The sequence below is a fragment of the Luteimonas chenhongjianii genome (genome assembly GCF_002327105.1).
Taxonomy (GTDB): Bacteria; Pseudomonadota; Gammaproteobacteria; order Xanthomonadales; family Xanthomonadaceae; genus Luteimonas; species Luteimonas chenhongjianii.
Map to the genome: position 1 here is coordinate 1,046,317 of NZ_CP023406.1, position 24,730 is coordinate 1,071,046.

General features: G+C 69.2%; 31 protein-coding genes. 18 read left to right on the top strand and 13 right to left on the bottom strand.

The features are described 5' to 3' along the window. Positions 1-5 precede the first annotated feature (5 nt). The gene (locus CNR27_RS04745; protein WP_483869217.1) at positions 6-809 is read right to left on the bottom strand and encodes an EAL domain-containing protein; all 804 of its coding nucleotides are present in this window, start codon (positions 807-809) and stop codon (positions 6-8) included. 175 nt (positions 810-984) lie between these two features. Between CNR27_RS04745 and CNR27_RS04750 the strand changes: the two genes are divergently transcribed. The 3 genes from CNR27_RS04750 (at position 985) to CNR27_RS15805 (ending at position 3,488) form a co-directional block, all read left to right on the top strand. Then, complete coding sequence (locus CNR27_RS04750) at positions 985-1,509, top strand: hemerythrin domain-containing protein (protein WP_096297168.1); 525 nt, start codon at positions 985-987, stop codon at positions 1,507-1,509. 314 nt (positions 1,510-1,823) lie between these two features. Then, positions 1,824-3,146: a glycoside hydrolase family 2 TIM barrel-domain containing protein gene (locus tag CNR27_RS04755; protein WP_096297169.1), complete on the top strand. Its 1,323-nt coding sequence runs from the start codon at positions 1,824-1,826 to the stop codon at positions 3,144-3,146. A gap of 210 nt (positions 3,147-3,356) precedes the next feature. Continuing rightward, positions 3,357-3,488 (top strand): hypothetical protein, encoded by a 132-nt coding sequence (locus CNR27_RS15805; protein WP_255409788.1) that lies wholly within the window; start codon positions 3,357-3,359, stop codon positions 3,486-3,488. 67 nt (positions 3,489-3,555) lie between these two features. Here the strand turns inward: CNR27_RS15805 and CNR27_RS04760 are convergent, their stop codons facing one another. After that, on the bottom strand, positions 3,556-4,266 hold the full coding sequence (locus tag CNR27_RS04760) for a response regulator transcription factor (RefSeq protein WP_096297170.1): 711 nt from the start codon (positions 4,264-4,266) through the stop codon (positions 3,556-3,558). Positions 4,267-4,447: 181 nt separating this feature from the next. On the opposite strand from CNR27_RS04760, the gene CNR27_RS04765 reads away from it, so the two are divergent. Continuing rightward, positions 4,448-4,882, top strand: a complete 435-nt coding sequence (locus tag CNR27_RS04765; RefSeq protein WP_096297171.1) for a VOC family protein — start codon at positions 4,448-4,450, stop codon at positions 4,880-4,882. Between the two features lie 5 nt (positions 4,883-4,887). Here the strand turns inward: CNR27_RS04765 and CNR27_RS04770 are convergent, their stop codons facing one another. Then, positions 4,888-6,444: a sensor domain-containing diguanylate cyclase gene (locus CNR27_RS04770; protein WP_157745277.1), complete on the bottom strand. Its 1,557-nt coding sequence runs from the start codon at positions 6,442-6,444 to the stop codon at positions 4,888-4,890. 246 nt (positions 6,445-6,690) lie between these two features. Here CNR27_RS04770 and CNR27_RS04775 point away from each other — a divergent pair, with 246 nt between their 5' ends. The 5 genes from CNR27_RS04775 (at position 6,691) to CNR27_RS04795 (ending at position 9,364) form a co-directional block, all read left to right on the top strand. Further along, on the top strand, positions 6,691-7,014 hold the full coding sequence (locus tag CNR27_RS04775) for a DUF6122 family protein (RefSeq protein WP_096297173.1): 324 nt from the start codon (positions 6,691-6,693) through the stop codon (positions 7,012-7,014). Next, the gene (locus CNR27_RS04780) at positions 7,004-7,651 is read left to right on the top strand and encodes an NAD(P)H-binding protein (protein ID WP_096297174.1); all 648 of its coding nucleotides are present in this window, start codon (positions 7,004-7,006) and stop codon (positions 7,649-7,651) included. The genes CNR27_RS04775 and CNR27_RS04780 overlap by 11 nt, the downstream gene beginning before the upstream one ends. Positions 7,652-7,742: 91 nt before the next feature. Next, complete coding sequence (locus CNR27_RS04785) at positions 7,743-8,303, top strand: hypothetical protein (RefSeq protein ID WP_096297175.1); 561 nt, start codon at positions 7,743-7,745, stop codon at positions 8,301-8,303. Between the two features lie 339 nt (positions 8,304-8,642). Next, positions 8,643-9,041: a host attachment family protein gene (locus tag CNR27_RS04790; RefSeq protein WP_096297176.1), complete on the top strand. Its 399-nt coding sequence runs from the start codon at positions 8,643-8,645 to the stop codon at positions 9,039-9,041. Continuing rightward, on the top strand, positions 9,041-9,364 hold the full coding sequence (locus CNR27_RS04795; RefSeq protein WP_096297177.1) for a thioredoxin family protein: 324 nt from the start codon (positions 9,041-9,043) through the stop codon (positions 9,362-9,364). The genes CNR27_RS04790 and CNR27_RS04795 overlap by 1 nt, the downstream gene beginning before the upstream one ends. On the opposite strand, the gene CNR27_RS04800 is transcribed toward CNR27_RS04795, so the two are convergent. Beyond that, positions 9,361-9,972, bottom strand: a complete 612-nt coding sequence (locus tag CNR27_RS04800) for a DNA-3-methyladenine glycosylase (RefSeq protein WP_096297178.1) — start codon at positions 9,970-9,972, stop codon at positions 9,361-9,363. The two genes, CNR27_RS04795 and CNR27_RS04800, sit on opposite strands and share 4 nt — an antisense overlap. Before the next feature lie 178 nt (positions 9,973-10,150). On the opposite strand from CNR27_RS04800, the gene CNR27_RS04805 reads away from it, so the two are divergent. From CNR27_RS04805 to CNR27_RS04820, 3 genes are all read left to right on the top strand, one after another. After that, positions 10,151-10,417, top strand: a complete 267-nt coding sequence (locus CNR27_RS04805) for a hypothetical protein (protein ID WP_157745279.1) — start codon at positions 10,151-10,153, stop codon at positions 10,415-10,417. A 606-nt stretch (positions 10,418-11,023) separates the two neighbouring features. Next, positions 11,024-11,737 carry an SOS response-associated peptidase gene (locus CNR27_RS04815; protein ID WP_096297181.1) on the top strand — a complete coding sequence of 238 codons (714 nt, stop codon included), beginning with the start codon at positions 11,024-11,026 and terminating at the stop codon, positions 11,735-11,737. A gap of 60 nt (positions 11,738-11,797) precedes the next feature. Further along, entirely contained in the window at positions 11,798-12,229 is a 432-nt protein-coding gene (locus tag CNR27_RS04820; protein WP_148087431.1) for a hypothetical protein, read from the top strand. A 9-nt stretch (positions 12,230-12,238) separates the two neighbouring features. Here the strand turns inward: CNR27_RS04820 and CNR27_RS04825 are convergent, their stop codons facing one another. Beyond that, on the bottom strand, positions 12,239-12,718 hold the full coding sequence (locus CNR27_RS04825; RefSeq protein WP_096297183.1) for a cupin domain-containing protein: 480 nt from the start codon (positions 12,716-12,718) through the stop codon (positions 12,239-12,241). 65 nt (positions 12,719-12,783) lie between these two features. Beyond that, positions 12,784-13,302, bottom strand: coding sequence for an adenine phosphoribosyltransferase (locus CNR27_RS04830; RefSeq protein WP_096297184.1), 519 nt, complete (start codon positions 13,300-13,302; stop codon positions 12,784-12,786). A gap of 95 nt (positions 13,303-13,397) precedes the next feature. Here CNR27_RS04830 and CNR27_RS04835 point away from each other — a divergent pair, with 95 nt between their 5' ends. Continuing rightward, a complete protein-coding gene (locus tag CNR27_RS04835; RefSeq protein ID WP_096297185.1) occupies positions 13,398-14,189 on the top strand; it encodes a lytic transglycosylase domain-containing protein in 792 nt (263 codons plus the stop codon). Between the two features lie 53 nt (positions 14,190-14,242). Here the strand turns inward: CNR27_RS04835 and CNR27_RS04840 are convergent, their stop codons facing one another. Further along, positions 14,243-15,439 (bottom strand): PQQ-dependent sugar dehydrogenase, encoded by a 1,197-nt coding sequence (locus tag CNR27_RS04840; protein WP_096297186.1) that lies wholly within the window; start codon positions 15,437-15,439, stop codon positions 14,243-14,245. 374 nt (positions 15,440-15,813) lie between these two features. On the opposite strand from CNR27_RS04840, the gene CNR27_RS04845 reads away from it, so the two are divergent. From CNR27_RS04845 to CNR27_RS04860, 4 genes are all read left to right on the top strand, one after another. After that, on the top strand, positions 15,814-16,170 hold the full coding sequence (locus CNR27_RS04845; RefSeq protein WP_096297187.1) for an EF-hand domain-containing protein: 357 nt from the start codon (positions 15,814-15,816) through the stop codon (positions 16,168-16,170). Between the two features lie 275 nt (positions 16,171-16,445). Beyond that, positions 16,446-17,171, top strand: coding sequence for an HAD family hydrolase (locus CNR27_RS04850; RefSeq protein ID WP_096300302.1), 726 nt, complete (start codon positions 16,446-16,448; stop codon positions 17,169-17,171). 174 nt (positions 17,172-17,345) lie between these two features. Further along, positions 17,346-17,759 carry a hypothetical protein gene (locus CNR27_RS04855; protein WP_123832829.1) on the top strand — a complete coding sequence of 138 codons (414 nt, stop codon included), beginning with the start codon at positions 17,346-17,348 and terminating at the stop codon, positions 17,757-17,759. Positions 17,760-17,839: 80 nt separating this feature from the next. Then, entirely contained in the window at positions 17,840-18,256 is a 417-nt protein-coding gene (locus CNR27_RS04860) for a hypothetical protein (RefSeq protein ID WP_123832828.1), read from the top strand. A gap of 15 nt (positions 18,257-18,271) precedes the next feature. Here CNR27_RS04860 and CNR27_RS04865 read toward each other — a convergent pair whose 3' ends face one another. Next, the gene (locus tag CNR27_RS04865) at positions 18,272-18,463 is read right to left on the bottom strand and encodes a hypothetical protein (protein WP_096297190.1); all 192 of its coding nucleotides are present in this window, start codon (positions 18,461-18,463) and stop codon (positions 18,272-18,274) included. Between the two features lie 116 nt (positions 18,464-18,579). Here CNR27_RS04865 and CNR27_RS04870 point away from each other — a divergent pair, with 116 nt between their 5' ends. Then, positions 18,580-19,104 carry a hypothetical protein gene (locus tag CNR27_RS04870; RefSeq protein ID WP_096297191.1) on the top strand — a complete coding sequence of 175 codons (525 nt, stop codon included), beginning with the start codon at positions 18,580-18,582 and terminating at the stop codon, positions 19,102-19,104. A gap of 120 nt (positions 19,105-19,224) precedes the next feature. Here the strand turns inward: CNR27_RS04870 and accC are convergent, their stop codons facing one another. The 5 genes from accC to CNR27_RS04895 form a co-directional block, all read right to left on the bottom strand. Beyond that, positions 19,225-20,592 (bottom strand): acetyl-CoA carboxylase biotin carboxylase subunit, encoded by a 1,368-nt coding sequence (accC, locus tag CNR27_RS04875; protein WP_096297192.1) that lies wholly within the window; start codon positions 20,590-20,592, stop codon positions 19,225-19,227. Positions 20,593-20,602: 10 nt separating this feature from the next. Beyond that, entirely contained in the window at positions 20,603-21,073 is a 471-nt protein-coding gene (accB, locus tag CNR27_RS04880) for an acetyl-CoA carboxylase biotin carboxyl carrier protein (protein WP_096297193.1), read from the bottom strand. Between the two features lie 72 nt (positions 21,074-21,145). After that, positions 21,146-21,589 carry a type II 3-dehydroquinate dehydratase gene (gene aroQ, locus CNR27_RS04885; protein WP_096297194.1) on the bottom strand — a complete coding sequence of 148 codons (444 nt, stop codon included), beginning with the start codon at positions 21,587-21,589 and terminating at the stop codon, positions 21,146-21,148. Positions 21,590-21,690: 101 nt separating this feature from the next. Continuing rightward, a complete protein-coding gene (locus CNR27_RS04890) occupies positions 21,691-22,290 on the bottom strand; it encodes a TlpA disulfide reductase family protein (RefSeq protein WP_096297195.1) in 600 nt (199 codons plus the stop codon). Continuing rightward, positions 22,287-24,707, bottom strand: coding sequence for a protein-disulfide reductase DsbD family protein (locus CNR27_RS04895; RefSeq protein ID WP_096297196.1), 2,421 nt, complete (start codon positions 24,705-24,707; stop codon positions 22,287-22,289). Before CNR27_RS04895 ends, CNR27_RS04890 begins: the two co-directional genes overlap by 4 nt. Between the last annotated feature and the right edge of the window lie 23 nt (positions 24,708-24,730).

Genomic DNA, 24,730 nt, shown 5'->3' on the forward strand with positions numbered 1-24,730 from the left:
GCCGATCAGGTTTCGGGTGCCCCGGCGAGCCGCTGCCACAGTGCGTCGGGGACATCTTCCAGCGCCTCAAGGCTAGGCCTGCCGAACAGGTAGCCTTGGAACAGCGGCACGCCGAGTGCGCGCAGCTGGCGGTATTCGGCCTCCGTTTCCACACCCTCGGCGAGTACGGTGGAGCCGATGGACGTGGCGATCTGCATGATGCCGCGGGTGATCGCGATGCGGACCGGATCGGCGTCGATACCGCGGACCAGCGCGATGTCGAGCTTGAGCATATCGGGCTGGAAATTGGCCAGCAGCGTCAGTCCGGCGTAGCCGGCGCCGAAGTCGTCGATCGCGGTCATGAAGCCGCGGCTTCGATAGTCGCGGAAGATGCCGGTCAGGTGCCGGTGATCGCGGACCTGTTCCGACTCCGCGGTTTCGAAGATCAGTCGATCGGTCGGAAATCCGAAGGTCTGTGCAGCGACAAGCGTCAGCCGGATGCAGGTCGCCGCCTCGTAGACCGCGTTGGGAAGGAAGTTGATCGACAGCCGCTGGCGCAGTCCGAGCCTGGCCGCGGTCTCGATCGCCTTGACCCGGCAGGTCTGGTCGAAGCGGTACAGCTGGGCCGGGCTGACGCGGGCGATGACCTCGCCGGCACTGCCGCCATCGACACCGCGCACCAGCGCCTCGTAGCCGAAGATCGAGCGGTCGCGAGCGTCGACGATCGGCTGGAACGCCATCCGGACGTCGAAGTCGAGGCGGTCGTCGCCGCCGCAGTTGGCGCACGGATGCGGGGAGGGCGTCGCGCCGAAGATTTTTTCGAGATACACGCGAGCTCCCGGTCCGATGGAACGTGCAGTGCAGCAACTTGCGTGCCATTACGTGCCGCTGCGCGCCGCAACTGCCTGTGCAGCCCACTGTGACGGCGCTCGGGGAATGAAGCCTTCACGTTGGCGCGAAGGTCCGTGCCGTTCAGTAGGCGCCACGACAAGCCGGGAGCCAGTCATGCGCGACATTCTCAAGACGCTCGAAAACGAACACGGTCAGCTGCGGACGCTGTTTGCAGCGATCAACGCGACCACCGACCGGGCGGAGAAGAAGCGCGCGGATCTGTTGGAGAAGATCGAGGCGGTGCTGGTGCCGCACGCGAAATGGGAAGAGCTGGTGTTCTATCCGGCATACGCGGAGCGGGCTTCGCACGATCAGCTGCTGCTTCACGCCGAGGCCATCCAGGAACATCGCGCGGTCGAGCTGACGGTGCTGCCCGATCTCCATGCGTCGGCGAAGAACACCCGCCAGTTCGCAGGCTCGGTGAAGGTGCTGTCGGAATTCATCACCCACCACGCCGATGAGGAGGAAGACGAGATGTTCAAGGCGGCGCGGACCCTCTTCTCGCCGGAAGAGCTGGCCGACCTCGACGAACAGTACGAGGAGTGGAAGGCCTCGCCGGCCGCCTCGGCCGTGACCTTCCATGCAAAGGCGAAGACCGCGATCAAGTCCGCGCTGCGCAATCCAACGGCGCCGGGCTGACCCCTCGCGGTCGCATGGGCACAGGCACCGGCCGATCAGTCGGCCGCGTGGTGGTGCGAAGGAGGGCAGGGTTGGCCGCATTGGCCAGCTGGATGGCGCGCCATTCCGTCGATATCGAATTCCTTGGCGCTGTGCGCGCCTGAGCCTGCGCGAGCGCCGAGGCGCCTGCAGCGACTGCCGTAGCCAGCTTGAAGGGAGGCGCAGTGCGCGGGTGCCGCGCCGATCGCGGGCGTTTTGCGCGCGGGGTGGCGCTGGAAGCGCATGGCATCATCGCGCCGCGGGGCAAGCACGTCCTGTATCCACCGAGACCTGCAATGCGCGCACGCCCAACGCTGTTCTGCCTGTTTGCCCTGACGCTTGCCGCCCTGGCGGCGCCCGCCGCCGCCGCGCCAAAAGAGGTGCGCGTGGTGGAGGACCGCAGCGGCGCGCACGTGCTGCAGGTGGCTGGCGCGCCGTTCCGGATCCGCGGCGCAGGTCTGCAGGACGGTGACCAGGAAGCGCTGGCCGCACGCGGCGCGAACTCCTTCCGGACCTGGCATACCGCGGAAGATCCGGCTGCCGTCCTCGAGATGCTCGATCGCGCCGAGCGCAATGGCCTGATGGTTGCGATGGGCCTGCATGTCGGCAAGGAGCGTCACGGTTTCGATTTCGACGACGCCGCGGCGATCGAAGCGCAAAAGGCGCGCCTGCTCGCCCAGGTGCGCGCCTACAAGGACCATCCCGCGGTGCTGATGTGGGTGGTCGGCAACGAGTTGAACCTGGAATCGCGCGACCCACGGGTCTGGGACGTGGTCGAATCGCTGACCACCGCGATCCAGGCCGAGGACCCGCAGCATCCGGTGATGACGCCGCTGGCAGGGTTCGACCCTGCGCTCGCCACATTGCTGCGCACGCGCGCGCCGTCGCTGGACCTGATCGGCATCCAGATGTACGGCGATATCGGCGAGCTGCCGGCCAAGCTCGAGGCCGCGCAGTGGCGCGGGCCCTACGTGGTCACCGAATGGGGACCGACCGGTCACTGGGAAAGTCCGGAAACCCGCTGGGGCGCCGCGATCGAGGACACCGCATCGCGCAAGGCCGAGCTGCTGGTCGAGCGCTATACGCGTGTCATCGAGGCCGACGCTGCGCAGGGCCTGGGCTCCTACGTGTTCCTGTGGGGCCAGAAGCAGGAGCGCACGCCCACCTGGTACGGCCTGTTCCTGTCGAGCGGCGAGTCCACGCCCGGCGTCGATGCGATGCAGAGGCTGTGGACCGGTGCCTGGCCCGCCAACCGCGCGCCACAGATCTCGCCATTGCGTCTGGATGGGCGGGTGGCGACCGACAGCGTGGTGCTGTCCCCCGACGCCCCGTATGTGGCGCAGGTCGAGGCAGCCGATCCGGACGGCGATGCCCTGGCCTATGCCTGGGTCGTGCGCGAAGAGAGCCGCGCGACCTCGATCGGTGGTGATCCCGAAACCCTGCCACTCGAGATCGAGCTGCGCGGGGCGGACGGCGCGGTGGACGGCCAGCTGTCGTTCGAGGCGCCGTCGCAGCCGGGCGCATACCGGCTGTTCGTCGACGTGCGCGACGGGCAGGGCCATGCGGCCTATGCCAATTTTCCGTTCCATGTGGGGGCGCCGCCGGCCAGCGCGGAGTGAGCCTCTGCGCGCGCTGATCGTGCGCGGCCCGAGCCCGCAGGCAGGCGTGTCCGCGCTTGCGTGCGAGTGCGACCGGGCGGCGTCACGTGCCGGCCTGCCTCGGCTGCCCCACTGCGCCGGGACCGTACTGAATACCCCGTGCTCGCGACGGACTCACGCGCTGCGGTGGAACGTGCGCCCCACGGCGAATCCCCGCCGTTGGAGCCAGCCATGAACAACCAGAATCCCCGGCAGTCATCGCAGTCGGATACCCGCAATACGCCGGGCCAGCAGGACGGCCGCGACGAGGCCCGGCGCCAGGCGGCGCAGCGGCAGTCCGGCCGGGACACCGAAGAGGAATGAGACCGACGGCCTTGCCGTCATGTCCCAGGTGCGATGCCCCGGCGGGCGGGGCATCGCTGTGCAGGCTTCAGGCGACGGCCTTGTCGAGGTCGGCGATGCGGTAGCCGGCACCGGTGATCGTATGCAGCAGCTGGACGTCCTGGTCCCGATCCACCGCCTTCCGCAGGTTGTAGAGATGGCTGCGTAGCGTGTCTGAATCGGGCAGCGACAGCCCCCAGATTTCCTGTTCGATTTCGCGGCGGCTGACCACGCGCGGTGCTTCACGCATCAGGATGGTCAGGATCTTCAGCGCGATCGGCGCCAGGTTCAATTCCCGACCGCCGCGCTGCACGCGCAGGGACGCGGGATCGAGGACCAGGTCGGCGATCTGCAGCACGCTTGCGCCCACTTCCCGGCGCTCGCGCCGGATCAGCGCACGCACACGCGCCTCGAGCTCCTTGATGTCGAAGGGCTTCGTCAGGTAGTCGTCGGCGCCTGCCTCCAGGCCCTCGATCTTCTCCTCCAGAGAATCGCGCGCGGTGAGCATCAGGATCGGCGTGGTGCTGCGGTGTTCGGTGCGCAGGCGGCGGCAGACTTCCAGCCCGCCGAGGCGGGGCAGCATCAGGTCGAGCACGATGACGTCGAAGGTGATATCGGCCGCCAGATTCACCGCATCGATCCCGTCGGCCGCGTAATCGACCTCGAAGCCGCGGCCCTCCAGAAACTCCCCCACCGGCTCGGAAATGTTGCGGTTGTCCTCAACCAGCAGGATGAGGCCGCCAGGACTGTGGTGGGCCATCAACAAGACTCCGTGAATAAGTTGAATTTAGGTTCGCGAGGCTCCCATCAAGGTGGTGGAAATCGGGTGAAAGCCGCGTTGCGATTCGGGCGCCCGGCCTAACGCTTCCAGGCCGCCGGAGTGGTTGCCCCGGGCCGCTGTCGAGGGTGCAATGGGCGTCCACAGCAGTGGAGTTCCAGACATGCAGACCCAGGATCTGCACCGCGGTCGCCTGATTGATCATCTGCAGCTCGTGGTGACCGATCTCGATGCCAGCCGAAGGTTCTACGAGGCGGTTCTCGGGGCCCTGGGCGTGCCGATCGGCGGCGACGGACCCGGATACTTCTGGGCCGATGAACTGTTCGTCTCCAGCCCGGACAGCGAGGCTGCGGACGGCGTCCCCACCGGACGCCATCACCTGGCATTCCAGGCCAGGGACCGCGCGATGGTGGACGCCTTCCACGCCGCCGGTCTGGCGGCCGGTGGTCGTGACCACGGCGCCCCGGGCGAGCGGTCGTACCACCCCGGCTACTACGCCGCGTTCCTGCTCGATCCCGACGGCAACAACATCGAAGCGGTGTTCCACGGAGAGGCGCAGCGCAGCGCGGCCTCGGTGGAGATCACGTTCGACGGCTGAGTGCGTCATTCGGCCAGCGCGGCGGACGGGCACTCCATTTCCGTCCGGTCGCGGCCCGCATGCTTGGCGGCATACATTGCCGCATCGGCGCGCTGCAGCAGCGCGGCACCATCGGCATCGCCGGGCCGCAGCGCGCTGATGCCGGCGCTGAAGGTGACGTGGAGCCCGGGCCCATCCAGGACCGCCCCGGCGCCGGACAGCATCCTGCGCAGGGATTCGATGCGCATGCGTGCGAGGGCCGGATCCGCGCCTGGCAGGATCACCAGGAACTCCTCGCCCCCGATACGTGCCACATGGTCGCCGCTGCGGAAGGCGGCGCACAGGGTGCGGGCGACATGGCGCAGCACGCGGTCGCCGCAGTCGTGGCCGTGGGAGTCGTTGATCCGCTTGAAGTGGTCGAGATCGACGAACACGATCGTGAGCGCGGCGCCACTCGCGCGCGCCGCCGCGATGCAGATCGCAAGGCATTCCAGCGCCGCGCGCCGGTTGGGCAGTCCGGTCAGTGCATCGGTCTGCGCGAGTCGCTTCATCTCGTCGCGTTGCCGCCGCAGCGCGCCCAGGCGCAAGGTCAGCACCATGCTGCAGATCAATGCGAGCCAGCCGCCCGAGAGCATGAAGGCCTCGACCTTCCACATCGCCAGTGTCTCCGGCGCAAGCACTTGCATGGCCGCCACCGCGAGGAAGGGCACCACGCCCGCCAGCAACGAGCCGCTGCTCCGGCGCCGCCAGAGCGCGATCACCGAAGCCACGGCGAACGCGATCGCCAGGACATAGAGCCCCAACTCGGTGATCACCGACATCGCCGCCAATGCAGCCGCCGGGAGAAACGGTGCCGACAGGCCGGCCAGCACAAGTGCCCACGCCGCCAGCCGCGCGCCGCGTTCGAGCCCGGCCGCGTGCCGGTGCAGCCATGACTGGCGTATCAGGGCCAGCGTCGTCGCGCCGACCAGTGCCACGCCCAGTCCGATCAGCGCCTGCACCGCGTAACCCGCGAGCGGTAGCCACGGGCGCGGCCAGGCCCACAGACCGGACAGCAATGTCAGCCAGATCGCGAACAGCCCGGTCGTCCCGGCGTAGGTGAGGAAGACCCGTTCGCGGGTGGCCACGAAGCTCAGCAGCGCCGACATCACCAGGGTCAGCACCACGGCAAGGGACGCGACCCGGATCGCGAAACGGACGATGTCCGCGCGCTGCACCGGCGCCGGTTCGCCCAGCTGCACGATCGGTCGCCAAAGCGGCAGTGGTCGGGCGTCGTATTCGATCTCGATCGGCGCGGTATCGCCCGCTTCCGGCACGAGCACCGTGCCGACGCCGGCGCGGAACCGCGAATCGAGCGTGCGTGCATCTTCGAGCGTGCCGCAGCGCTCGCGCATGCGCTGGCGGATGTCGACCTCGCCGGAAATCGCGTTGAGCACCACGACCGCCTGCGGATGTCCCGACCAGCCGCCTGGCGGCGCCGGAAGCTGCAGCACCTGACGCTGGCCGGACTCGTGGACATGCACGCATTCGTGCTGCGCATCGGAGCCCAGCGCGGGTCCACCGATGACCACCGGTGCAGGCATGCCGGCGCGCCCGCATGCCGCAAGCGTGCACATCAGTGCCGCTATCGCGATGGATCCCACCATCGCCCGCCAACCGTGCCTTCCCATCATGCTCCGTGCCCGAGACCGTCAGTCTCCCGGGAAGGGAGCGCGCAAGAGTGTACCGGGCGCCGGTGATGCTCCCTGAAAAGCGCGTGCGCGATGCGGCCGTGACCGATGCCTCGCCAGCGCCTAAGCTGGGGCGGACGCCACAGCATGCTTCCGGCCATGGGCACCCGTGCGATTCTTCATCTGCTGCTGCATGTCGCCGTGCCCGCGCTGCTGGCGTGGATGTTCTGGCGCGAGCGCTTCGCTCGCGCCTGGGGCCTGCTGATGCTGGGATGGGTCATCGATATCGATCATCTGCTGGCCGATCCGGTCTATGCGCCGGGGCGTTGCAGCATCGGCACCCATCCCCTGCATACCGCGCCGGCGATCGCGGTCTACGCGGGCCTCACCGTGCCGAGGCGCACGCGCCTGTTCGGCATCGGCCTGCTGGTGCACATCGCGCTCGATGCGATCGACTGCGTGTGGATGCGCCATGCGAACTGAAGGGAAGACAGTCCTGCTGGTCGGGGCGAGCGGCCTGGTCGGCAGCCATGTGCTCACCCGCCTGCTGGCCGAGCCGCGGGTCGCGGGCGTAATCGCGCCGGTGCGACGTCCACTGGCCCGTGTCGATGCGCGGCTGCAGGCGCCGCTGGTGGACTTCGATGCGCTGCCGGATACGGCGTCGATGTGGGCAGTGGACGCGGTGATCTGCACGCTCGGCACGACGATGGCCCAGGCCGGCTCGCGCGAGGCGTTCCGGCGCGTGGATTTCGAGTACCCGCTGCAGATCGCCGCACGGGCGCGCCAACATGGCGCCACGGCCTTCGCGCTGACCTCGGCCATGGGCGCGGACGCGCGGTCCAGGTTCTTCTACAACCGGGTCAAGGGCGAACTCGAAGCGGCCCTGCGTGCGCAGGGCTGGCCATCGCTGACTTTCGTGCGCCCGGGCCTGATCGCAGGCGAGCGCAGCGGGCGCCGACCGGCCGAACACCTCGCAGGACGCGTGCTCGGGGCGCTCGGGCCGATCCTGCCGCGCCGTTTCCGGGCCAGTCCGGCGCCGCGGATCGCCGATGCGCTGGTCGACCACGCGCTGGCGGCGACGCCCGGCGTCGGGATCGTCGACGCCGCGGCGCTTGCCTGAACGCGGCCAGCGCCGATTCAAGCCCGCAGTGCTAGCGTCGGCATCCCGGGCACGACTCGCCCACGAAACCGGAACAGGCCATGCAATGCGGATGACGTCACTGCTCTGGATCCCGCTGATGGCCCTGTCGGGGATGGCGGCGGCGCATGGGGAGGACCGGGTCGATCTGAGTTTGCCCGCCCAGCCGATGTTCACCGGAGCTGGCGCGTTCGGCGACGGCGAGTACACCGGGCCGCGGATCACAGCGCCGGACGACCGGCGCGCGCACCACCCGCTGGCATCGCGCGGCGGCTGCCCGAGCGCGCCCGACGGCAGCGAGCGCACCGTGACCGGCAGCGTGAGCAGCGGAGTGGGGTATTCCTCGCGCGGTGGCAACAGCCACTGGAACGCTGCCGACATCAGCCTGTGCAAGGAAACGGTCGGCGACAATGGGCGGCCCGGCACGATGCAGCTCAACCTGCGCGTCGCCCAGCACGACGGCCCGGGGTACCCGGGCCATTACGGCGTGGGTCTTGGACCCTATGACGGCCCGGGCGGATTCGGCGCCGGCAGCTATTTCGACGGGTTCGGCCCCGGCTGGCGCGATCTGCACGAACCCGGCCTTCGCGTCCGTACCGAATCATGGACGGATGGGCGGCAGCCCTGGCGCTGAGCGCAGTTGCCCGGTTTCAGGGCCTGCCACCGTGCAGGCCGAGGCCGCGTGTTCTGAAGTCGGCGCCCGAGCACAATCGGGCGTGACGGCAGCCGCAGATGTCGGCTGGCGTCCGAAGCCGCGGCCACTGGTCGTTCGACCGTTCCGTTGACCGGGGCGCTAGCCCGGCACGCTCTCCCTCGCAAGCGTCGATGCCGTGTCCGTGCGCGCCGCCCGGGGCGCCCGCCCTTCGCCGGCACCGGGACTTGTGACGAAGGTCGGGGATCCCCCGCGCGTTCATGCCGCACTGCTCACATCCTGCTGCCTAGGCTGGGCACTCCCCAACAGCGGAGACGGCGTATGACGATGAAGATTCCCCAGGGTGCCCTGGTCGTGGTGGCAAACGGTGGTTCGGCTCGCGTGTTCAGCAATGTGGGCGACGACCGCAATGTGACCCTGAAGCAGGAGGCGCTGCTGGAAGGCATGAACCTCGATGACGAAGGCCCATCGGGTTCGATGCCCTCGGAATCCACCGCGTCCCAGCTCGACGAAGCCACATTCGCCAAGCAACTGGCCCAGGGCCTGAACGAAGGCGCGTTGAAGAACCGCTTCGCCCATCTGGTGCTGGTGGCCGATGCCAAGACGCTGGGACGCGTGCGTCCGCTGCTGCACAAGGAAACCCAGCAGCGCCTCATCGGTGATCTTGCCAAGGATCTGACCAACGTTCCGCTCGACACCATCCAGAGCGCGCTCGCCTGATGGCCGGCGCCGGCGGTTACCGCGTGGATGCGCCCACGCGTGAGACCGTGGATGCGACGCGCGGGCCGCTGGTGCTGGAGTTCGGCACCGACTGGTGCGGACATTGCCAGGGGGCGCAGGCGCCCATCGCGCGCGCGCTCGCGACCCATACCGGGATCGAACACATCAAGATCGAGGACGGCCCGGGCAGACCGCTTGGCCGCAGTTTCAGGATCAAGCTCTGGCCCACCCTCGTAATCCTTCGCGATGGCGTCGAGGTGGCCAGAGTGGTGCGGCCGCAGGATAGCGGCGATGTCGAACAGGCGCTGCGCGCACTGGATTAGCGCGCAACGCGCTCGGGCAACGGCGCCAAGGGTGCACGGTGGCGCGAGACATGTGCGTTGCCGGGTACGCTGAAGCGCCAGGGCCGGTCGACGGCCTGGCGGATGCCCACGCGTGTGGTGATGTCGGGCGCCCGGGGCGGCGCTACACCGTCATCGCCCAGCCACAGTCGCGAATCAGTGCGGGTGATGTCCAGGCCGGCATCGTCGCGGCTGACGCCGAAGGCCTGGGCCAGGCGGCCAGGTCCCGATGCAAGCAGGGTGGGCCGAGAGCTCCCGCGCAATGCGGCCATCGTCTCCACGCCGTCCAGCGGCTCGGCTGCACGCAGCAGCACGCCATGTCCCGACTGTCGCCCGCACACGGCGTTGATCGCCCAGTGCATGCCATAGATGAAATAGACATAGAGGTGCCCGGGCGCGCCGAACATCACCGCATTGCGTGGCGTGGGCCCGCGGAACGAATGCGCCGCCGGATCGTCAGGACCGCAGTAGGCCTCCACCTCGACGATGCGCGCGCGGCGGCCATCGGCGGCCACCAGCACCTTGTTGAGAAGTTCGGGTGCGACGACGTGCGCGTCACGGGCATAGAAACGGCGGGGGAGGGGACGCATGGAGCACATCGTGAATGCTCACGCGTGGCCCGCGCGCGAAACGCACACGGCAGCGCCAGTGGGCATACGTCTGCTTTGTTTTCCGGCAGGTGCGACGGCGTTGCACACACGGCCCCGTCATGCCGGCCCCCGCACGATGGCACCCTGCGAACGCCAGCGCCGACACCGGACCGCCTCCATGCCGCCCCTGCAATACACCCTGCGCCACAACGCGAAGACGTTCGACTGGGAGCTGTCCGATTCCTGCGGCACGGCCGCGAGTTCGCGTCACGCCACGCATTCCTCGGCGTTCGCGCGTCTGGCCGTGGACCCGCGCCTGGAGATGCGCGGTGCGACGGTGCGGGTCTTCGGGGCGGACGGCGGATTCGAGTGCGAGCGCACGGTGGCGATGCGCAGTTTCCCGCGTGCGGTGGAAGCGGAGAGGGTGTTGAAGCTCCCCGCCTGAGTGGCCGAGGCGCGGCTCGCCGGAGCGTCAATAGAGCCGTGTGACATCTGCCGGCTGCTTTCGATACGCGACTCTCACATTGGACCGGTTCTGACATTGGACCGGTGACACGCATTCCGAGGCCCGCAGGCCGGCTGGATGCCATCGCCCCCCGCCTTCAAGCATCCAGCTCGGTGACACTCCCGACGGCGTGTTGCGTTCTGGGTGACCAGCCCGTGTCGGCGCGTCGGACATTCGCGTACCGCGGAGCCCGTGATCAGTATTGGATCGGCGGATCCTGCGGACCACCGGGCGCGGGCGGATCACGCTGGGGTTGCGGATCGCGCTCCGGATCGCCAGGTGTGGGCATCGGCGGGTCGATGGGCTGATCGGGCGCCGGATCATGCATGGGGTGGGGAATGCTGCCCGGCACGTCGGTGGACGGGGTAGGCGGCTGTGAGGGGTTTGGCATCTGCATGTCGGTATCTCGTCGCACGGGTGTCCCGGCACCGTGGCCGGGCCGGTGCCATGGAGCCGTGAAAACCGCGGACACTTCACGCGTCGCATCGCAGGCTGGGCGCATGTCACGTCTCCAGCCGGACCGGACTGCCCGGATCCATCGTCGCGATGCGTAGGTTCGTCCAGGCCATCGCCGAAGACGCAGTGCCGCCGGGGCTGTCGCGCGAGGTCGCCACCGCACTCGCCGGCGCCGAACCGCGCTACAACATCGCCTCGGACGGCGAGGCGCTCGCCCTCGTCCTGCGCGAGGATGAAGTCGCGGTCGAGGCGCTGCGCTGGGGGCTCGTCCCCCGCTGGGCCAAACAGCCCGAGACGCCTTACAGCACGATCACCGCACGGCTCACGCGCGCACCGTCGAGTCGCATCTTTGCCCGGCCCTGGTCGGCACGGAGGTGCGTCGTGCCGATGAACGGCTATTACAAATGGGACCGTAGCGGAGCCAAGCCGGTCCCGCATTTCATCCAGTCGCGTACCGGAGAACTGCTGTTCGCGGCAGGGCTCTGGGACCTCTGGGAGCGCGAGCCGCCGCCGCTGGCTTCCTTCGCATTGCTGACGATGGCCAACCCGGCGATCCCGCGACCCTTGTCGCCGGACGGTCCGGTGTTCCTGCCGGCCACCTCGATCCTTTCCTGGCTTCGCGGCCCCGTGCCCGACCCCGCGCGCCTCGCCGCCACGCCGCAGCCCGCGCTCGAGTCGTACGCGGTGTCGCGGCGGATCCGCAGTCGCGAGGCGGACGACTACACCCTGCTCGAACCGGCGGCGCCGGACAGCGACGACATGGTCGATGACGTCGACCCGGGGGAGGATTTCGACGACGGATGACGGGACGCTCACGTCGCCGCTTTATCGTGGTCTCCTCCCCCAACCCGTTCGGAAACGATCATGAGAATCCTGCGTACCGCCTGCGTCGTGCTGTCGTTCGCCGCCGTTCCAGCGTTCGCCCAGGCGCCCCTGTCCGACGCGCAAGCCACCTACATGGGGGCGCACGTGTTCGACCGCCAGCTCGAGGTCTTTCGTGAATTCTGCGCCCAGGATCGCGCCGGCGCCCAGGCGCTCGATACCGCCGTGATGCAGTTCCGGCTGAACAATCCGGACTATGTCGCCGCGAAGGAGAGCAAGCCGCAGTCGGCCGATTTCGATGCAACGGTGAAGGCCGTCGATGCGCAGTTCGATCGGATGGCCGGCACCATGCGCACGCAACTCGCCGCGCAGCCGGTCGGGGCCCAGTGCGCGTCGCTCGGCGACCAGCTCAGGCAGGCGCGCTTCGCCAGCATGCTGGAGCAGGCCAAGCGGGGTCCGCCGGCAACGCCCTGACCGGAAAACCTAGAACGGCCTGCCGGTGACGGGGTCGTTCTGCGGGCCCGGGAGATTGCGGATGCGCGCCAGCGCGTCCGCGTCGGGCGCATCGCGCAGCACATCCCAGTGCTGACCCGAGGGGTAGGCTGCGGCAACGCGGAATCCTGCATCGGCGTGGATGCAGCAGTGACCTGTGCCCGCGGGCAGCAGCAGCGCATCGCCGGCAGCGAGCGTGACCTCGGTGCCACCTGGGCCTCCCAGAACGAGCCGCGCAGTGCCGGCATACACGCCCAGCGTCTCGTGCGCACTGGAGTGGTAGTGGTGGTAGTCGTAGACGCCGCCGCGCCAGTCCGGCGGCCAGCCGTGGGCGGCGAACAACCGTTCGAATGCGGCCGCGTCCGGCGCAGCGCCGTTGGCCAGGCGCACGCCGTGATAGATGCGTATCGCGATCAGCGGATTGTTCGGCACCCAGTCGTTGGGACCGAGGATCAGGTGTTCGACACGCATTCGCGGGCTCCTGCTGGCATGGACCGCCAGCCTGCACGTCCGCGTGTCATCGCACCGCCGAGGCCTCAGCCCTGCAGCGCCACATGCAGCGGCGCGTCCGCGTCCCAGCGCGCACGTCCGCCGAGCGCCGGCAGTTCGACCAGCACAGCGGCACCGATCACCGTGGCCCCCTGCAGGCGGGCCAGCGAGAGCGCGGCGCGCAGGGTGCCCCCGGTGGCCAGCACGTCGTCCACCAGCACGACGCGCGCACCGGGCTTCAGCGCATCGGTATGCATTTCCAGCCGGTCACTGCCGTACTCGAGCGCGTAGTCGTGCACGAGCACCTGGGCGGGCAGCTTGCCGGGCTTGCGCGCCGGCACGAAACCGGCGCCAAGTGCGTGGGCGAGCACGGCGGCGAAGATGAAACCGCGCGATTCGATGCCGACGAAGGCGTCGGGCACCTGATCGCGCCACGGTGCGGCCATCGCGTCGATGGCGCCGGCGAAAGCACGGGCGTCCGCGAGCAGCGGCGTGATGTCCTTGAACACGATGCCCGGCTTGGGGAAGTCGGGAATTTCCCGGATCAGGGTCGACCAGTGCGGCATCGGGCGTGCTCGTGCGAATGGCAATGATGATGGCTCCACGCGGCCTTCGACACAATGTCGGCCCGCGGTCCAGTCGGCCGTGACCCGGTGTCCGCATGTCCCCGTCGTTTTCCGCCCCGCGCTGCTGGCGATCCGTCGTGCTCGCCCTTGCGCTGGTGGCTGCCGGCCCGGCGGAGGCGCGCACCGTCTGGCGTTGCGTGAAGGACGGTACCGTGAGCCTGTCGACCGCGCCCGAGCCGGGCTCGAAGTGCGAGGCCCGACAGCTCGCCGATGACGCGGTGCAGACGCCGAATCTCTGGGGCGCGATGGGGGTCTTCAGCGGCGTGCTCTATGAGCGCGAACAGGACGGCGTGCTGGTCTACGGCACCCGCCGGCTGCCCGGATCGCGCGAATACCTGCGCTTCACCGCACAGACGCCCCCGGGCGAGCCCGCGCACGAGGGGCTGGGCAACGTCGGCGCGCCCCGGCTCAAGCCGCACTCGGCGTTGTTCGCGGCGAATGCGAAGCGCTATGGGCTCGACGAGGCCTGGCTGCGCGCGATCGCACATGCCGAAAGCGGATTCGACAGCAGCGCGGTCTCGCCCAAGGGCGCGCGCGGCGTGATGCAGCTGATGCCCGAGGTGATCGCCGACTACAACGTGAGCGATCCGTATGCACCGGCCGAATCGATCCGCGCCGGCGCGCAGCACCTGCGCGCGCTGCTGCGCCGCTACGGCGGCGACCGCACCCTGGCCCTGGCCGCCTACAACGCGGGCATCGGCACGGTCGCGCGTTACGACGGGGTGCCGCCGTACGCGGAAACCCGCGCCTATATCGACAAGGTGCAGGCCTTGTATGCGCGTTACCGGGCCGCGCTGGGCAGGCCGATCGAGCGGCCCGCGTTGTAGCCCGGACACGGAAAAGCCGCGGTCGCCCGCGGCTTTTCCGGCCCAGCGGAGGATCAGCCCTCGCGCGGCGTCAGCCGGATCAGACGGCCATCCTGGCCATCCTCGATCACCCACAGCGCGCCATCGGGACCCTGTTCGACGCCACGGATGCGCGCGCCCATCGCGAAGCGTTCGGCCTCGCGTGCGGTCTCGCCATCGATCTCGACGCGCACCAGGGTCTGGCCGGAGAGCCCGCCGATGAAGGCGTTTCCGGTCCATTGCGGGAACAGCGTGCCGGTGTAGAACATCAGGCTCGACGGCGAGATCACCGGCGTCCATGTGATCGCCGGCGCCTCGAACTCGGGCCGCGTGTCGTGGTCGGGCATCGGCCGCCCGTCGTAGTGGTTGCCGTTGGAAACCGTGGGGTAGCCATAGTTCGCACCGCGCTTGACGAGGTTCAGCTCGTCGCCGCCGGCCGGGCCCATTTCGCTGTTCCACAGCCGGCCCTGCGCATCGAATGCGATACCGAGCGGATTGCGGTGACCGAGCGACCAGACCTGCGCGGCGACCTCGCCCTGGTCTGCGAACGGGTTGTCTTCCGGCACGCTGCCGTCGTCGTTGAGGCGGATCATCTTGCCCAGGTTGGACTGCATGCTTTGCGCCGGATCGAACTTCTGCCGCTCGCCCGAGGAGATCCACAGCTTGCCGTCGCCATCGAACGCGATGCGATGGCCGTAGTGGCCGTTCCCGCTGACCTTGGGCACCTGGCGCCAGATCACCGACACGTCCTGCAGCGCGCCCGCATCGGCATCGAGCCGCGCGCGTGCGACCGCGGCGCCGCGACCCCCGTCTCCGTCTTCGGCAAAGCTCAGATAGACGATGCCGTTCTCGGCGAACTGCGGATGCGCCGCGATGTCGCCCAGACCACCCTGTCCGCCGTAACCGACCGCCGGCACGCCCGTGATCTCGCGCGTCTCGCCGCCGGGCAGGCGCACGTGCTTGAGCACACCACTTTTCTCGGTGACCAGCAGGCTGCCGTCGGGCAGGAAATCCATCGCCCACGGTTCGTTGAAGGTGGCCACTGCCGTGCTCGCGAAGGGGACGCCCTCGATGGCATCGCCGGCGGCGGGGGTAGCGGGATCGGTGGCTTCCTGGGCCTGCGCGGAGTCCGTTGCGGCCGACGCGCCATTGGCTGCATTGCCGTTGCAGCCGGAAAGCCACAGCAGGGACGCGGCGAGCGTCGTCAGGACGAGGGGGCGCGGGTATGTCATGGAGGCTCCAGAGCGCAGATGAGAAGAGATCGCCAGTGTGGCATAGGCGATACGAGCCACTTCGGCACCGCCCCGTTGCGCGCCGCTCGTGAACGTTGTGTTGCGTTCAGCGGAATTCCGCACTTGCGATCCCGGGCTGGACGCGCGTGTCCACCGGGAGATGCCCATTGCCACGGCGATTGCCCACCTGTGTCGGGATGCATCCGTTCACGACCTACCCTCAGGGGCCGGCATTGTGGTGAAGCATGTGTAAGGCGTCGGCGCCCACACCGACGGGCGTTCATTCGCCCGCTTGCAAGGTGAGGCTGTGCGGCGACCGGACGTGACACGTCGACCGCGCATCAATCCGCAGTAGACAAGATGGAGAAACGCCGATGAAGAACGTACGCAAGCCGCTGGCTGCAACGATCGCCTTGGGCGCCGCCCTTGCCATGCCGATGGCCTTCGCGCAGGACGCCGCCCAGGCGCCACCGACGAGCGATGCCCCGGCCCGGGAATACGCTCAGGATGCGACGGCGGAAGTGGCGCAGGCCCAGCAGGGTCAGGTGACCTGGGCCGACCTCGATACCGATGGCGACGGGAAGCTGAGCCGCACGGAAAGTGCTGCGCTCGAAGGTCTCGCCCTGGTCTTCGAAGACGTGGACGCAGACGGCGACGGGAACGTGACCCCGGAGGAATACCGCGCCTACGTGAATCGCCAGGCGGCCGGTGCGGGCGCCGCCCAGGACTGACCAGTCCGGTCGTCGCGAACCAGGGGCGGCGCGCTGCCGCCCCTGGTTGATGCAGCGGCCTCGAAACTCGCACGAGGACGCTTGGTCGACGAAGGGACGTCGCCGTCCGAGCGCCGGTGAGGTCATGGCTGAGGACATATGGCTCCGGTCGTGGCGGGACGTTCCGGCCGCCGGGCGAAGGCTGGAGCCCGGCGGAAAGCAGGTCTTTGCGAAGCAAGGTGCAGGCGCTGCGGAGCGCCGGCGACCTGTACCCGTCGCTGCCGCATACTTTGCCGATGACACAGATCCGCCTGGTCGGCTTCGATGCCGACGACACCCTCTGGCGCAGCCAGGACTATTTCGACGACGCCCAGATCGAGTTCGAGCGCATCGTCGGCCGCTATGTGGATCTTGCCGACGTGCGTGTCGCTGACGCCCTCTATGCGGTGGAAACCGCGAATCTCGCGGTCTTCGGCTACGGCGTCAAAGGCATGGCCCTGTCGATGATCGAATCGGCGACGCGCATCACCGCCGGCCGCATCAGCGCCCTGGACCTGCACCGCATCGTCGAGATGGCGAAGGACCTGTTGCGCCATCCGGTGGAGTTGCTGCCGGGAATCCGCGAGGCGGTGGAAGTCATCGCATCCCGGTACGAGGTGGTGCTGATCACCAAGGGCGACCTCTTCCACCAGGAAGCCAAGGTGCGCGATTCGGGACTCGCCGACCTGTTCCGGCGCATCGAGATCGTCAGCGAGAAAGATCCTCCGACCTATGCCCGGGTGCTGTCGGAGTTCGACGCCGAAGCCTCCGCATTCCTGATGATCGGTAATTCCCTGCGCTCCGATATCGCGCCGGTCCTCGCGTTGGGTGGCTGGGGCGTGCACATGCCCTACCGCACCACCTGGGTGCACGAACGCGATGTTGCGATTGAATCGGGCCATGAGCGCATGTGCGTGGTCGCAGCTCCCGATGAGCTGCCCGAAGCGGTGGCGACGCTGGCCGAGCGCGCCGCGGCGCTTTGATCGATTGGGCACGTAATCCAGCGAAAACGGTTCCATCTCCCGGTAACCGCTTACAGTTTGAATCTGCGCCTTACGTCGGACGCCGCGTCCCAGCGAAATTGCACGGCTGTTCATTCGGGGGACGCCATGGTGGTTCCATGGCCGCTGCGGTGGCGGCTCACTGGAGATGACGTCATGACGAGCACCCCCCTGTCCCGATGGATGCTGCCCGGTCTGCTTGCGGCGGGGCTGGCCGCAGCCGCGCTGGTGCCTGCGCCGGCGCAGGCGCAGTCCGGCGACGATCTGGCACGGGTCATCGTCGATGTGGCTGACGTCGTGCTGCGTGGCAACCAGCCCTATTACCGCGGCAATTACGACGATCGTCTGCGGGTAGCGTACGACCACCGCGGCCGTCCCACCTACTACCGCGTGGCTCCCCGCCATGACCAGCGCTACGCCGCGGGGCACCATCGCAAGGGGCCGCCCCGCCACGCGCCCGCCCACGGCTACCGCGCCAAGCAGGTGCGGCGGGAGTCCTGCGACCGACGTGGCCGCTGCACCGTGCAGTACTACGACCCGGGCCGCGACCGGTCCAACCGCTGGCGCTGAACTTCGATCCCCTGATACGGCGCGCCGCAGTCATCAGGCTGCGGCGCGTTTTCTGTTAGGTTTCGGACATGCACCGCGTCATGCCCATTCCATTCCGACACCCGCGTCGTCTGGCTGCGGTCTTGCTGGTGGCACTCTTCCAGCCGGCGCTGGCCGCCGAGCCGATGACCTGCGAACTGCGCTTCACCGCGCCCCACTGGTCGCTGCAGCACCGCACCGCACGCGGGACGGGCGAGTTGCGATGTGCCGACGGGCAGACGCTTCCGGTCCGGATCAGCGTCAAGGCGGACGGCGATCCGTTGCGGATCGATGCCGGCGCGGCCAGCTTCAGCGGTGTCGTGGATCCGCGCGACGTGATCGGCGCGTATGCGGCGCAGGGCGAGCTCGGTGACGTCGTCGCCATGCGGAAGGGCGCGATCGCGTTGCGCGTCACCGCCACCGGTGATTGGTGGCAGCGGGGCGGGCGTCCAGACTCCCTGGTGATCGCCACGCGTTGAGCCTGCGGACGCCGATCAATCGATCGGCCGGCGCGTGTCCTCGTTGCGCGGCAGTTCGCGCATGGTGTCCCGGGCATCCAGCCCGATGCGCGTGGCGAACCGGTCGACGGCCAGCCACCATGCGCCCAGCACGACCGCCATTACGGCGATCAGCAGCCCCCAGCGCCACAGCCTGGGCGGTCGGTTCTGCGTGTCGGGCGTGGCCATGGCGGTGTCCTCGGATTGCGGGTCTGCGCTATGGTCGGCCAGCACGCGTCGCGGGGGTGTGGTGGTCGATTCCGGGATGCGTGATGTGGTGTCAGGCCGGTCCCGAGGAGTTCCCCATGCCAGTGCGTCATTCCCTGATCGCCCCGTTGCTCGCCTGGCTGCTGGTCGGCGCTGCGATGCCGGTCTCGGCGCAGGAAACCGGGCGTGCCCAGGCCGCCGGGGAAGATACACCGGAGTGGTCGGTCGCGAGCGGCGACATCTGGCTGGATACCTGGCTGGCCGACGTCAACGTCTATGCCGGACGCTATCGCGGCGCGTTCGTCGACGAGCTGGTGCGCTACCAGGGCGCGCCGCGTCCGTTCGTCACCGAGCTGCTCGATGCCGGGGCGCGACCGGCGGACCTCTATCTCGCGTGCGCGACCGCGCAGGCGCTTGGGCGCACGTGCCGCGAAGTGATCGCCGAATGGCGACGCGCGCCTGCCGAGGGCTGGAGCGGTGTGCTGGAGCGGCTGGAGGCGGGGCCCGGCACCGCGCCGTTCGCGCGCGTGCGCGAGGGGCTGGTGGCGAGTTTCGATCGCTGGGCGCGGCCGATCCGGCTGGACGCGGCGTTGCGCCGCGCCCTCCCGGACCGGGAGAACTGAGAGCCGCGCGTGCAGGCCATGCGACCTGCGCGCGCATCACACCGGGTTCTCTCGTCCGTGTCAGCTGGCTGGCGGCGGCATGAGCCCCCGCTGCGAACATGGCCGCAGCGGGGTTCGGCCTCAGCCGATGGCCAGGGTCTTGTTCTTGCGCTCGGAGAGGCGTTTTTCCAGATAGTGGATGTTCTGGCCACCGGCCTGGAAGCCTTGGTCGCGCATGATCCGCTGCTGCAGCGGGATATTGGTCTTGATGCCATCAACGACCATTTCCGACAGCGCCACGCGCATGCGGCAGATCGCGGTTTCGCGGTCCGGCCCGTGCACGATCAGCTTGCCGATCATCGAGTCGTAGTTCGGCGGCACCGCATAGCCTTCGTAGACATGGGTGTCGACGCGCACGCCGGGGCCGCCAGGCGCATGGAAATGGCGGATCGTGCCGGGCGAGGGCAGGAAGCTATCGGGATCCTCGGCATTGATGCGGCACTCGATGGCATGGCCGGAGAGCACGACGTCTTCCTGGCGGATCGACAGCTTGTGGCCCGAGGCGATCATCAGCTGCTCGCGCACCAGGTCGATGCCGGTCACCATCTCGGTCACCGGGTGTTCGACCTGGATGCGGGTATTCATTTCGATGAAGTAGAAGCGTCCGTCCTCATACAGGAACTCGAACGTGCCCGCGCCGCGGTAGCCGATGCGGATGCAGGCATCCACGCAGACCTTGCCGATCTCCGCGCGCGCCTCCGGGGTGATCCCCGGGGCCGGCGCTTCCTCGACGACCTTCTGGTGGCGGCGCTGCATCGAGCAGTCGCGCTCGCCCAGGTGGATCGCATTGCCCTGGCCGTCGGCGAGTACCTGGATCTCCACATGGCGCGGGTTCTCGAGGAACTTCTCCATGTAGACCATGTCGTTGCCGAACGCGGCCTTGGCTTCCTGCTTGGTCGTGGCGATCGCGGTGACCAGCGCTGCCTCGGTCTGCACCACGCGCATGCCGCGTCCGCCGCCGCCGCCGGCGGCCTTGACGATGACCGGGTAGCCGATCTCGCGTGCGATGCGCACATTGGTCGCGGCGTCGTCGTCCAGCGGGCCGCCCGAACCGGGAACGCAGGGCACGCCTGCCTCCTTCATCGCGCGGATCGCCTCGACCTTGTCGCCCATCAGGCGGATGGTTTCCGCCCTCGGTCCGATGAAGACGAAACCCGACTGTTCGACGCGTTCGGCGAAGTCGGCGTTTTCGCTCAAGAAACCGTAGCCGGGGTGGATGGCCTGGGCGTCGGTCACCTCGGCGGCGGCGATGATCGCCGGCATGTCGAGGTAGCTCTGGGCGGAAGGGGGCGGACCGATGCAGACCGACTCGTCGGCCATGGCCACGTGCTTGAGGTTGCGGTCGACGGTGGAATGCACCGCGACCGTACGGATGCCCAGGGTGTGACAGGCGCGCAGGATGCGCAGCGCGATCTCGCCCCGGTTGGCGATGACGACCTTCTCGAGCATCGGCGCAGCCTCAGCCGATCACGAACAGGGGCTGGTCGAACTCGACCGGCTGGCCGCTCTCGCACAGCACCGCGACGATCGTGCCCGAGGTTTCCGCCTCGATCGGGTTGAACATCTTCATCGCTTCGATGATGCCCAGCGTGTCGCCGACCTTGACCTGCTGGCCCATGGTCACGAAGGCGGGCTTGTCCGGCGCCGGCGACGCATAGAAGGTGCCGACCATCGGCGAACGCGCGACCTGGCCCGGCGGCATGTCGTCACCCTGCTTGGGCGCCGCGCCGGTGGCGGCATCGACCGGTGAGCTCATCGGCATGGCCGGCTCGGCGCGCGGCGCGGCGGGCGCGGGGGCCTGGGCGACCATCATCGGCGCGGCGGCGTTGCGCGACAGGCGCACCGACTCCTCGCCTTCCTTGATCTCGATCTCGGTCAGGTTGGACTCTTCGAGCAGGTCGATGAGCTTCTTGATCTTTCTCAGGTCCATGCGGGCCTCTCTTTGCGTGGGTCGCGCAGTGCGCGAGTACGGGAAAACGGGAATGGAAGTTGCGTCGGGCCTTCAGCCCGCACGCAGCCGGACAAGCGCGGCGTCGAGCGCGTAGCGGTAGCTGTCGGCGCCGAAACCGCAGACGACGCCGACGGCGAGATCGCTGAAATAGCTGGTCTGGCGGAAAGGCTCGCGGCGGTGCGGATTCGACAGGTGGATTTCGAAGAACGGCAGGGCGACGGCGGCCAGTGCATCGCGCAGGGCGACCGAGGTGTGGGTGAACGCCGCCGGATTGAACAGGATCACCGCGGTGCCGTCGTTGCGGGCGGCCTGGATGCGGTCCACCAGCACATGTTCGGCGTTCGACTGCAGGGTTTCGAGGGAGTGACCGGCGGCGCGGGCCGTGCCTTCCAGCATCGCGTCGATCTCCGCCAGCGTCGTCTGTCCATAGACCTCCGGCTCGCGGCTGCCGAGCAGGTTGAGGTTGGGACCATGGAGGACGAGGACGGAGGCCATCGGGTACGCAGGGCGGCGGGTGCGCGAAGTCTGCGGGATGCCTGTGATCGTGTCCAGTTCGCAGACGTTTGGCGATTTTAAACGGTTGTTTGATTTTAAGCTCAGGGCGCGACCCAGCCGTCGATCTCGCCCGGGGCGAACGGCCCGATCCGCTGCTTGAGCAGGCGTCCGTCCTCCGACAACAGCACGGAGTAGGGCAGCACGCCGCGCGGATTGCCGAGCCGCACGCCCGCGTCGGCCGGTCCTGGAGCGTCAAGCGCGATGGCGTAGGCCACCGGGATCCGCTGGAGAAACGCCCGCACGGCGTCGGCGTCATCCAGCGCGACGCCCAGCACCTGCACGCCGATGTCGCCCTGTTCGCGGGCGAAGCGGTCCAGCTCGGGCATTTCCTCGATGCACGGCCCGCACCAGCTGGCCCAGAGGTTCACCAGTACGCGGCGACCCGCATAGGCGGATGGCAGCTCGAGCGGGCTTCCGTCGAGGCGGTTGATTGAGAACGGCGCCACGATGCCGCCGCGCCGCGGCACCGACACGCCTTCCGGGGGTGCCGGCGCGCTCGCGCTCAGGGTGTCGGCATAGAGTCGCTGGCCGGCCTCGGTGCCGAGCAGGGGCCCCGGGCCGCCAACGAACAGGCTGGCCAGCACCCCGAGGCCGCCGGCCACGACCGCGATCGCCACGACTGTCAGCGGACCGACCCTCATGGCGCCACGCCGGCGCGGCCGAGCGCCTCGACGACGACGGCATCGCTGAGCAGGGCGGGCAGGACCTCGCCTTCGCCACCGCCTGCCGGATAGACCACGTAAAGCGGCACGCCGACGGCCCCGTGGGCCTCGAGGAAAGCGCCGATCTCGGGATCGACGTTGGTCCAGTCGCCGACCATATAGGTCGCGCCGGCATCGGCCAGTGCGTCTGCGAACGCAGCACCCGACAGCACCCGGCGCTCGTTGGCCTTGCAGGTCACGCACCAGTCCGCGGTCATGTTGACGAACACCGGGGTGCCGGCTGCGCGCAGCGCAGCCAGGCGCTCGGCCGAATAGGCGACATGCGTGGCGTCCGCGCTGGCGGTCGCGGCCGGAGGTGTCAGTCGGCCTACCGCGACCACCGGCAGCAGCGCGACCAGCGCCAGCGCCAGCGCCAGTCCGCGATGCAGGGCGTGGCCGGTCCAGCGCCGTCGTTCGAACCACCACAGGGCGAGCGCGAGGAACGTCAGGCCGGCGACCAGCAGCGCCATCGCATCCACGCCGCGCTGTTTGCCGAGCACCCAGGCCAGCCACAGCGCGGTCAGGTACATCGGGAACGCCAGAGCCTGCTTGAAGGTCTCCATCCACGCGCCCGGCTTCGGCAGGCGGTCGGCCAGTGCCGGCACCAGGCCGATCAGCAGGAACGGCAGCGCCAGGCCCAGGCCCAGCATGAGGAACACTGCCAGCGCCATCGGCGTCGAGGCGGTGAACGCATAGGCCAGCGCGCTGCCCATGAAGGGCGCGATGCAGGGACTCGCCACCACGCAGGCCAGCATGCCGGTGAAGAAATCGCCGGCCGGCCCGGTGCGCCCGGCCAGCGCCTGGCCCAGGTTGCCGACCCGCCCGCCCAGGCTGAAGACGCCCGACAGGCTCAGTCCGACGGCGAACATCAGATAGGCCAGGGCGGCGACGAACCACGGCTGCTGCAGCTGGAAGCCCCAGCCCATCGCCTGGCCAGCCGCGCGCAGGGCGATCACAAGCAGGCCGACCGCGGCGAAGGCGACCAGTACGCCGGCGGTGTACCAGAGCGCATGCGCACGCGCGGCCGCGCGGCTGCCGCCGCTTTGGGCCAGTCCCAGCACCTTGAGCGAGAGGATCGGCAGCACGCAGGGCATCAGGTTGAGCAGCACGCCACCGAGCAGGGCCAGGCCGAGCGCCGCGAACAGGCCCAGTGAGGTAGCGCCGGGCGGGCGCGTGCGTGCGTCGTTGTCCGGGGCTGCGCCGGGCGTTCCGGGATCGGCGTCGGCGGCGGGGCCGGGCGGATCGACGGCGTCGGGTACCGGATCCTCGGCGCGAGCGGATGCGCCCGGCGTCCCGGCGGGATCCTGCGGAGCTGCCGTGTCCGCACCGCTGGCGGGGGCGGTGCCCGCCACGTCGGCCGCGGTCTGCGCGCGACCTGCAGGCAATGCGACGCGCACCGTGCGGGTCATCGGCGGATAGCAGATGCCTTCGTCCTGGCAGCCCTGGAACGTCGCGACCACGTCGATCTCGGCTGCATCGGCACGCGTGCGCAGCAGGGGCAGCGGCACGTCGATCTGATTGAAATAGACGGTGACGCCGCCGAAATGCGCGTCGTGATGCGACTGTCCCTTCGGCCAGCGCGGCGTGCCGGCGCGGATGCCTTCGGCGCCGCGCACCTCGAAGCGGTTGCGGTCGCGGTAGAGGTAATAGCCCTTTGCCGGGGTGAAGCGCAGCAGTACGGTGTCGGCATCGCCGGGGATGGCCTCGAAGGCGAATGCCCGCTCGGGCGGCAGCGCGTCGTTGGCGCCGGCCAGTGTCGGCGTGCGCCCTGCGCTGGTGCCTCCGAGTGCCTGGCCGAAAGCGGCGAAGCCGGCGTCGCCGGCCTGCCGCGCGGCGGCGCCGGTCGGGGCCGCGGGCAGGGCGACCCGCAGGGTCCGGGTCTGCGGCGGATAGCAGATTCCGGCATCCGCGCAGCCCTGGTATTTCACTTCGACCTGCACGGTCTCGATGCCGGCAGCGGCTGTCCCCTCCAGCACGCCGGTGACGCGACTGCGGTAGGTCTCCACCTCGCCGAAGAACTCGTCGGTATGTCGCCGGCCATCGGGCAGCTGCAACGGGGTGGCCGCGAAGCCCGCTTCGACCCGCGCGCCCATGCGATGCCGGTACAGGTAATAGCCGTCGGCGATTGCCCAGCGGATCTCGATACGGTCGCGGCCCACCGCCTCGGCAGAAACCGCGAGCGCCTCGTCGACCGGCAACACGTCGTCGAAACCGATGCCCTGCGCCTGCGCGGTCCGTGCGCCGATCAGCAGGGCGCAGGCCAGCAGCCAGGCAGTGAGCAGCCGGCTTGTTGTCCACGAAGGTGACGGGTGCCGCCGGGCGCGGCTGGCCAGGGAATGGATGTCGGTCGGACGCATCGAGCCAGTATCGCAGGGCGCCG

Bases quoted from the DNA above. Each gene is read 5' to 3' on its own strand.
- CNR27_RS04750 (WP_096297168.1), top strand. From the start codon at position 985: ATGCGCGACATTCTCAAGACGCTCGAAAACGAACACGGTCAGCTGCGG.
- CNR27_RS04755 (WP_096297169.1), top strand. From the start codon at position 1,824: ATGCGCGCACGCCCAACGCTGTTCTGCCTGTTTGCCCTGACGCTTGCC.
- CNR27_RS15805 (WP_255409788.1), top strand. From the start codon at position 3,357: ATGAACAACCAGAATCCCCGGCAGTCATCGCAGTCGGATACCCGCAAT.
- CNR27_RS04760 (WP_096297170.1), bottom strand. From the start codon at position 4,266: ATGGCCCACCACAGTCCTGGCGGCCTCATCCTGCTGGTTGAGGACAAC.
- CNR27_RS04765 (WP_096297171.1), top strand. From the start codon at position 4,448: ATGCAGACCCAGGATCTGCACCGCGGTCGCCTGATTGATCATCTGCAG.
- CNR27_RS04770 (WP_157745277.1), bottom strand. From the start codon at position 6,444: ATGCCTGCACCGGTGGTCATCGGTGGACCCGCGCTGGGCTCCGATGCG.
- CNR27_RS04775 (WP_096297173.1), top strand. From the start codon at position 6,691: ATGGGCACCCGTGCGATTCTTCATCTGCTGCTGCATGTCGCCGTGCCC.
- CNR27_RS04780 (WP_096297174.1), top strand. From the start codon at position 7,004: ATGCGAACTGAAGGGAAGACAGTCCTGCTGGTCGGGGCGAGCGGCCTG.
- CNR27_RS04785 (WP_096297175.1), top strand. From the start codon at position 7,743: ATGACGTCACTGCTCTGGATCCCGCTGATGGCCCTGTCGGGGATGGCG.
- CNR27_RS04790 (WP_096297176.1), top strand. From the start codon at position 8,643: ATGACGATGAAGATTCCCCAGGGTGCCCTGGTCGTGGTGGCAAACGGT.
- CNR27_RS04795 (WP_096297177.1), top strand. From the start codon at position 9,041: ATGGCCGGCGCCGGCGGTTACCGCGTGGATGCGCCCACGCGTGAGACC.
- CNR27_RS04800 (WP_096297178.1), bottom strand. From the start codon at position 9,972: ATGCGTCCCCTCCCCCGCCGTTTCTATGCCCGTGACGCGCACGTCGTC.
- CNR27_RS04805 (WP_157745279.1), top strand. From the start codon at position 10,151: ATGCCGCCCCTGCAATACACCCTGCGCCACAACGCGAAGACGTTCGAC.
- CNR27_RS04815 (WP_096297181.1), top strand. From the start codon at position 11,024: ATGCGTAGGTTCGTCCAGGCCATCGCCGAAGACGCAGTGCCGCCGGGG.
- CNR27_RS04820 (WP_148087431.1), top strand. From the start codon at position 11,798: ATGAGAATCCTGCGTACCGCCTGCGTCGTGCTGTCGTTCGCCGCCGTT.
- CNR27_RS04825 (WP_096297183.1), bottom strand. From the start codon at position 12,718: ATGCGTGTCGAACACCTGATCCTCGGTCCCAACGACTGGGTGCCGAAC.
- CNR27_RS04830 (WP_096297184.1), bottom strand. From the start codon at position 13,302: ATGCCGCACTGGTCGACCCTGATCCGGGAAATTCCCGACTTCCCCAAG.
- CNR27_RS04835 (WP_096297185.1), top strand. From the start codon at position 13,398: ATGTCCCCGTCGTTTTCCGCCCCGCGCTGCTGGCGATCCGTCGTGCTC.
- CNR27_RS04840 (WP_096297186.1), bottom strand. From the start codon at position 15,439: ATGACATACCCGCGCCCCCTCGTCCTGACGACGCTCGCCGCGTCCCTG.
- CNR27_RS04845 (WP_096297187.1), top strand. From the start codon at position 15,814: ATGAAGAACGTACGCAAGCCGCTGGCTGCAACGATCGCCTTGGGCGCC.
- CNR27_RS04850 (WP_096300302.1), top strand. From the start codon at position 16,446: ATGACACAGATCCGCCTGGTCGGCTTCGATGCCGACGACACCCTCTGG.
- CNR27_RS04855 (WP_123832829.1), top strand. From the start codon at position 17,346: ATGACGAGCACCCCCCTGTCCCGATGGATGCTGCCCGGTCTGCTTGCG.
- CNR27_RS04860 (WP_123832828.1), top strand. From the start codon at position 17,840: ATGCCCATTCCATTCCGACACCCGCGTCGTCTGGCTGCGGTCTTGCTG.
- CNR27_RS04865 (WP_096297190.1), bottom strand. From the start codon at position 18,463: ATGGCCACGCCCGACACGCAGAACCGACCGCCCAGGCTGTGGCGCTGG.
- CNR27_RS04870 (WP_096297191.1), top strand. From the start codon at position 18,580: ATGCCAGTGCGTCATTCCCTGATCGCCCCGTTGCTCGCCTGGCTGCTG.
- accC (WP_096297192.1), bottom strand. From the start codon at position 20,592: ATGCTCGAGAAGGTCGTCATCGCCAACCGGGGCGAGATCGCGCTGCGC.
- accB (WP_096297193.1), bottom strand. From the start codon at position 21,073: ATGGACCTGAGAAAGATCAAGAAGCTCATCGACCTGCTCGAAGAGTCC.
- aroQ (WP_096297194.1), bottom strand. From the start codon at position 21,589: ATGGCCTCCGTCCTCGTCCTCCATGGTCCCAACCTCAACCTGCTCGGC.
- CNR27_RS04890 (WP_096297195.1), bottom strand. From the start codon at position 22,290: ATGAGGGTCGGTCCGCTGACAGTCGTGGCGATCGCGGTCGTGGCCGGC.
- CNR27_RS04895 (WP_096297196.1), bottom strand. From the start codon at position 24,707: ATGCGTCCGACCGACATCCATTCCCTGGCCAGCCGCGCCCGGCGGCAC.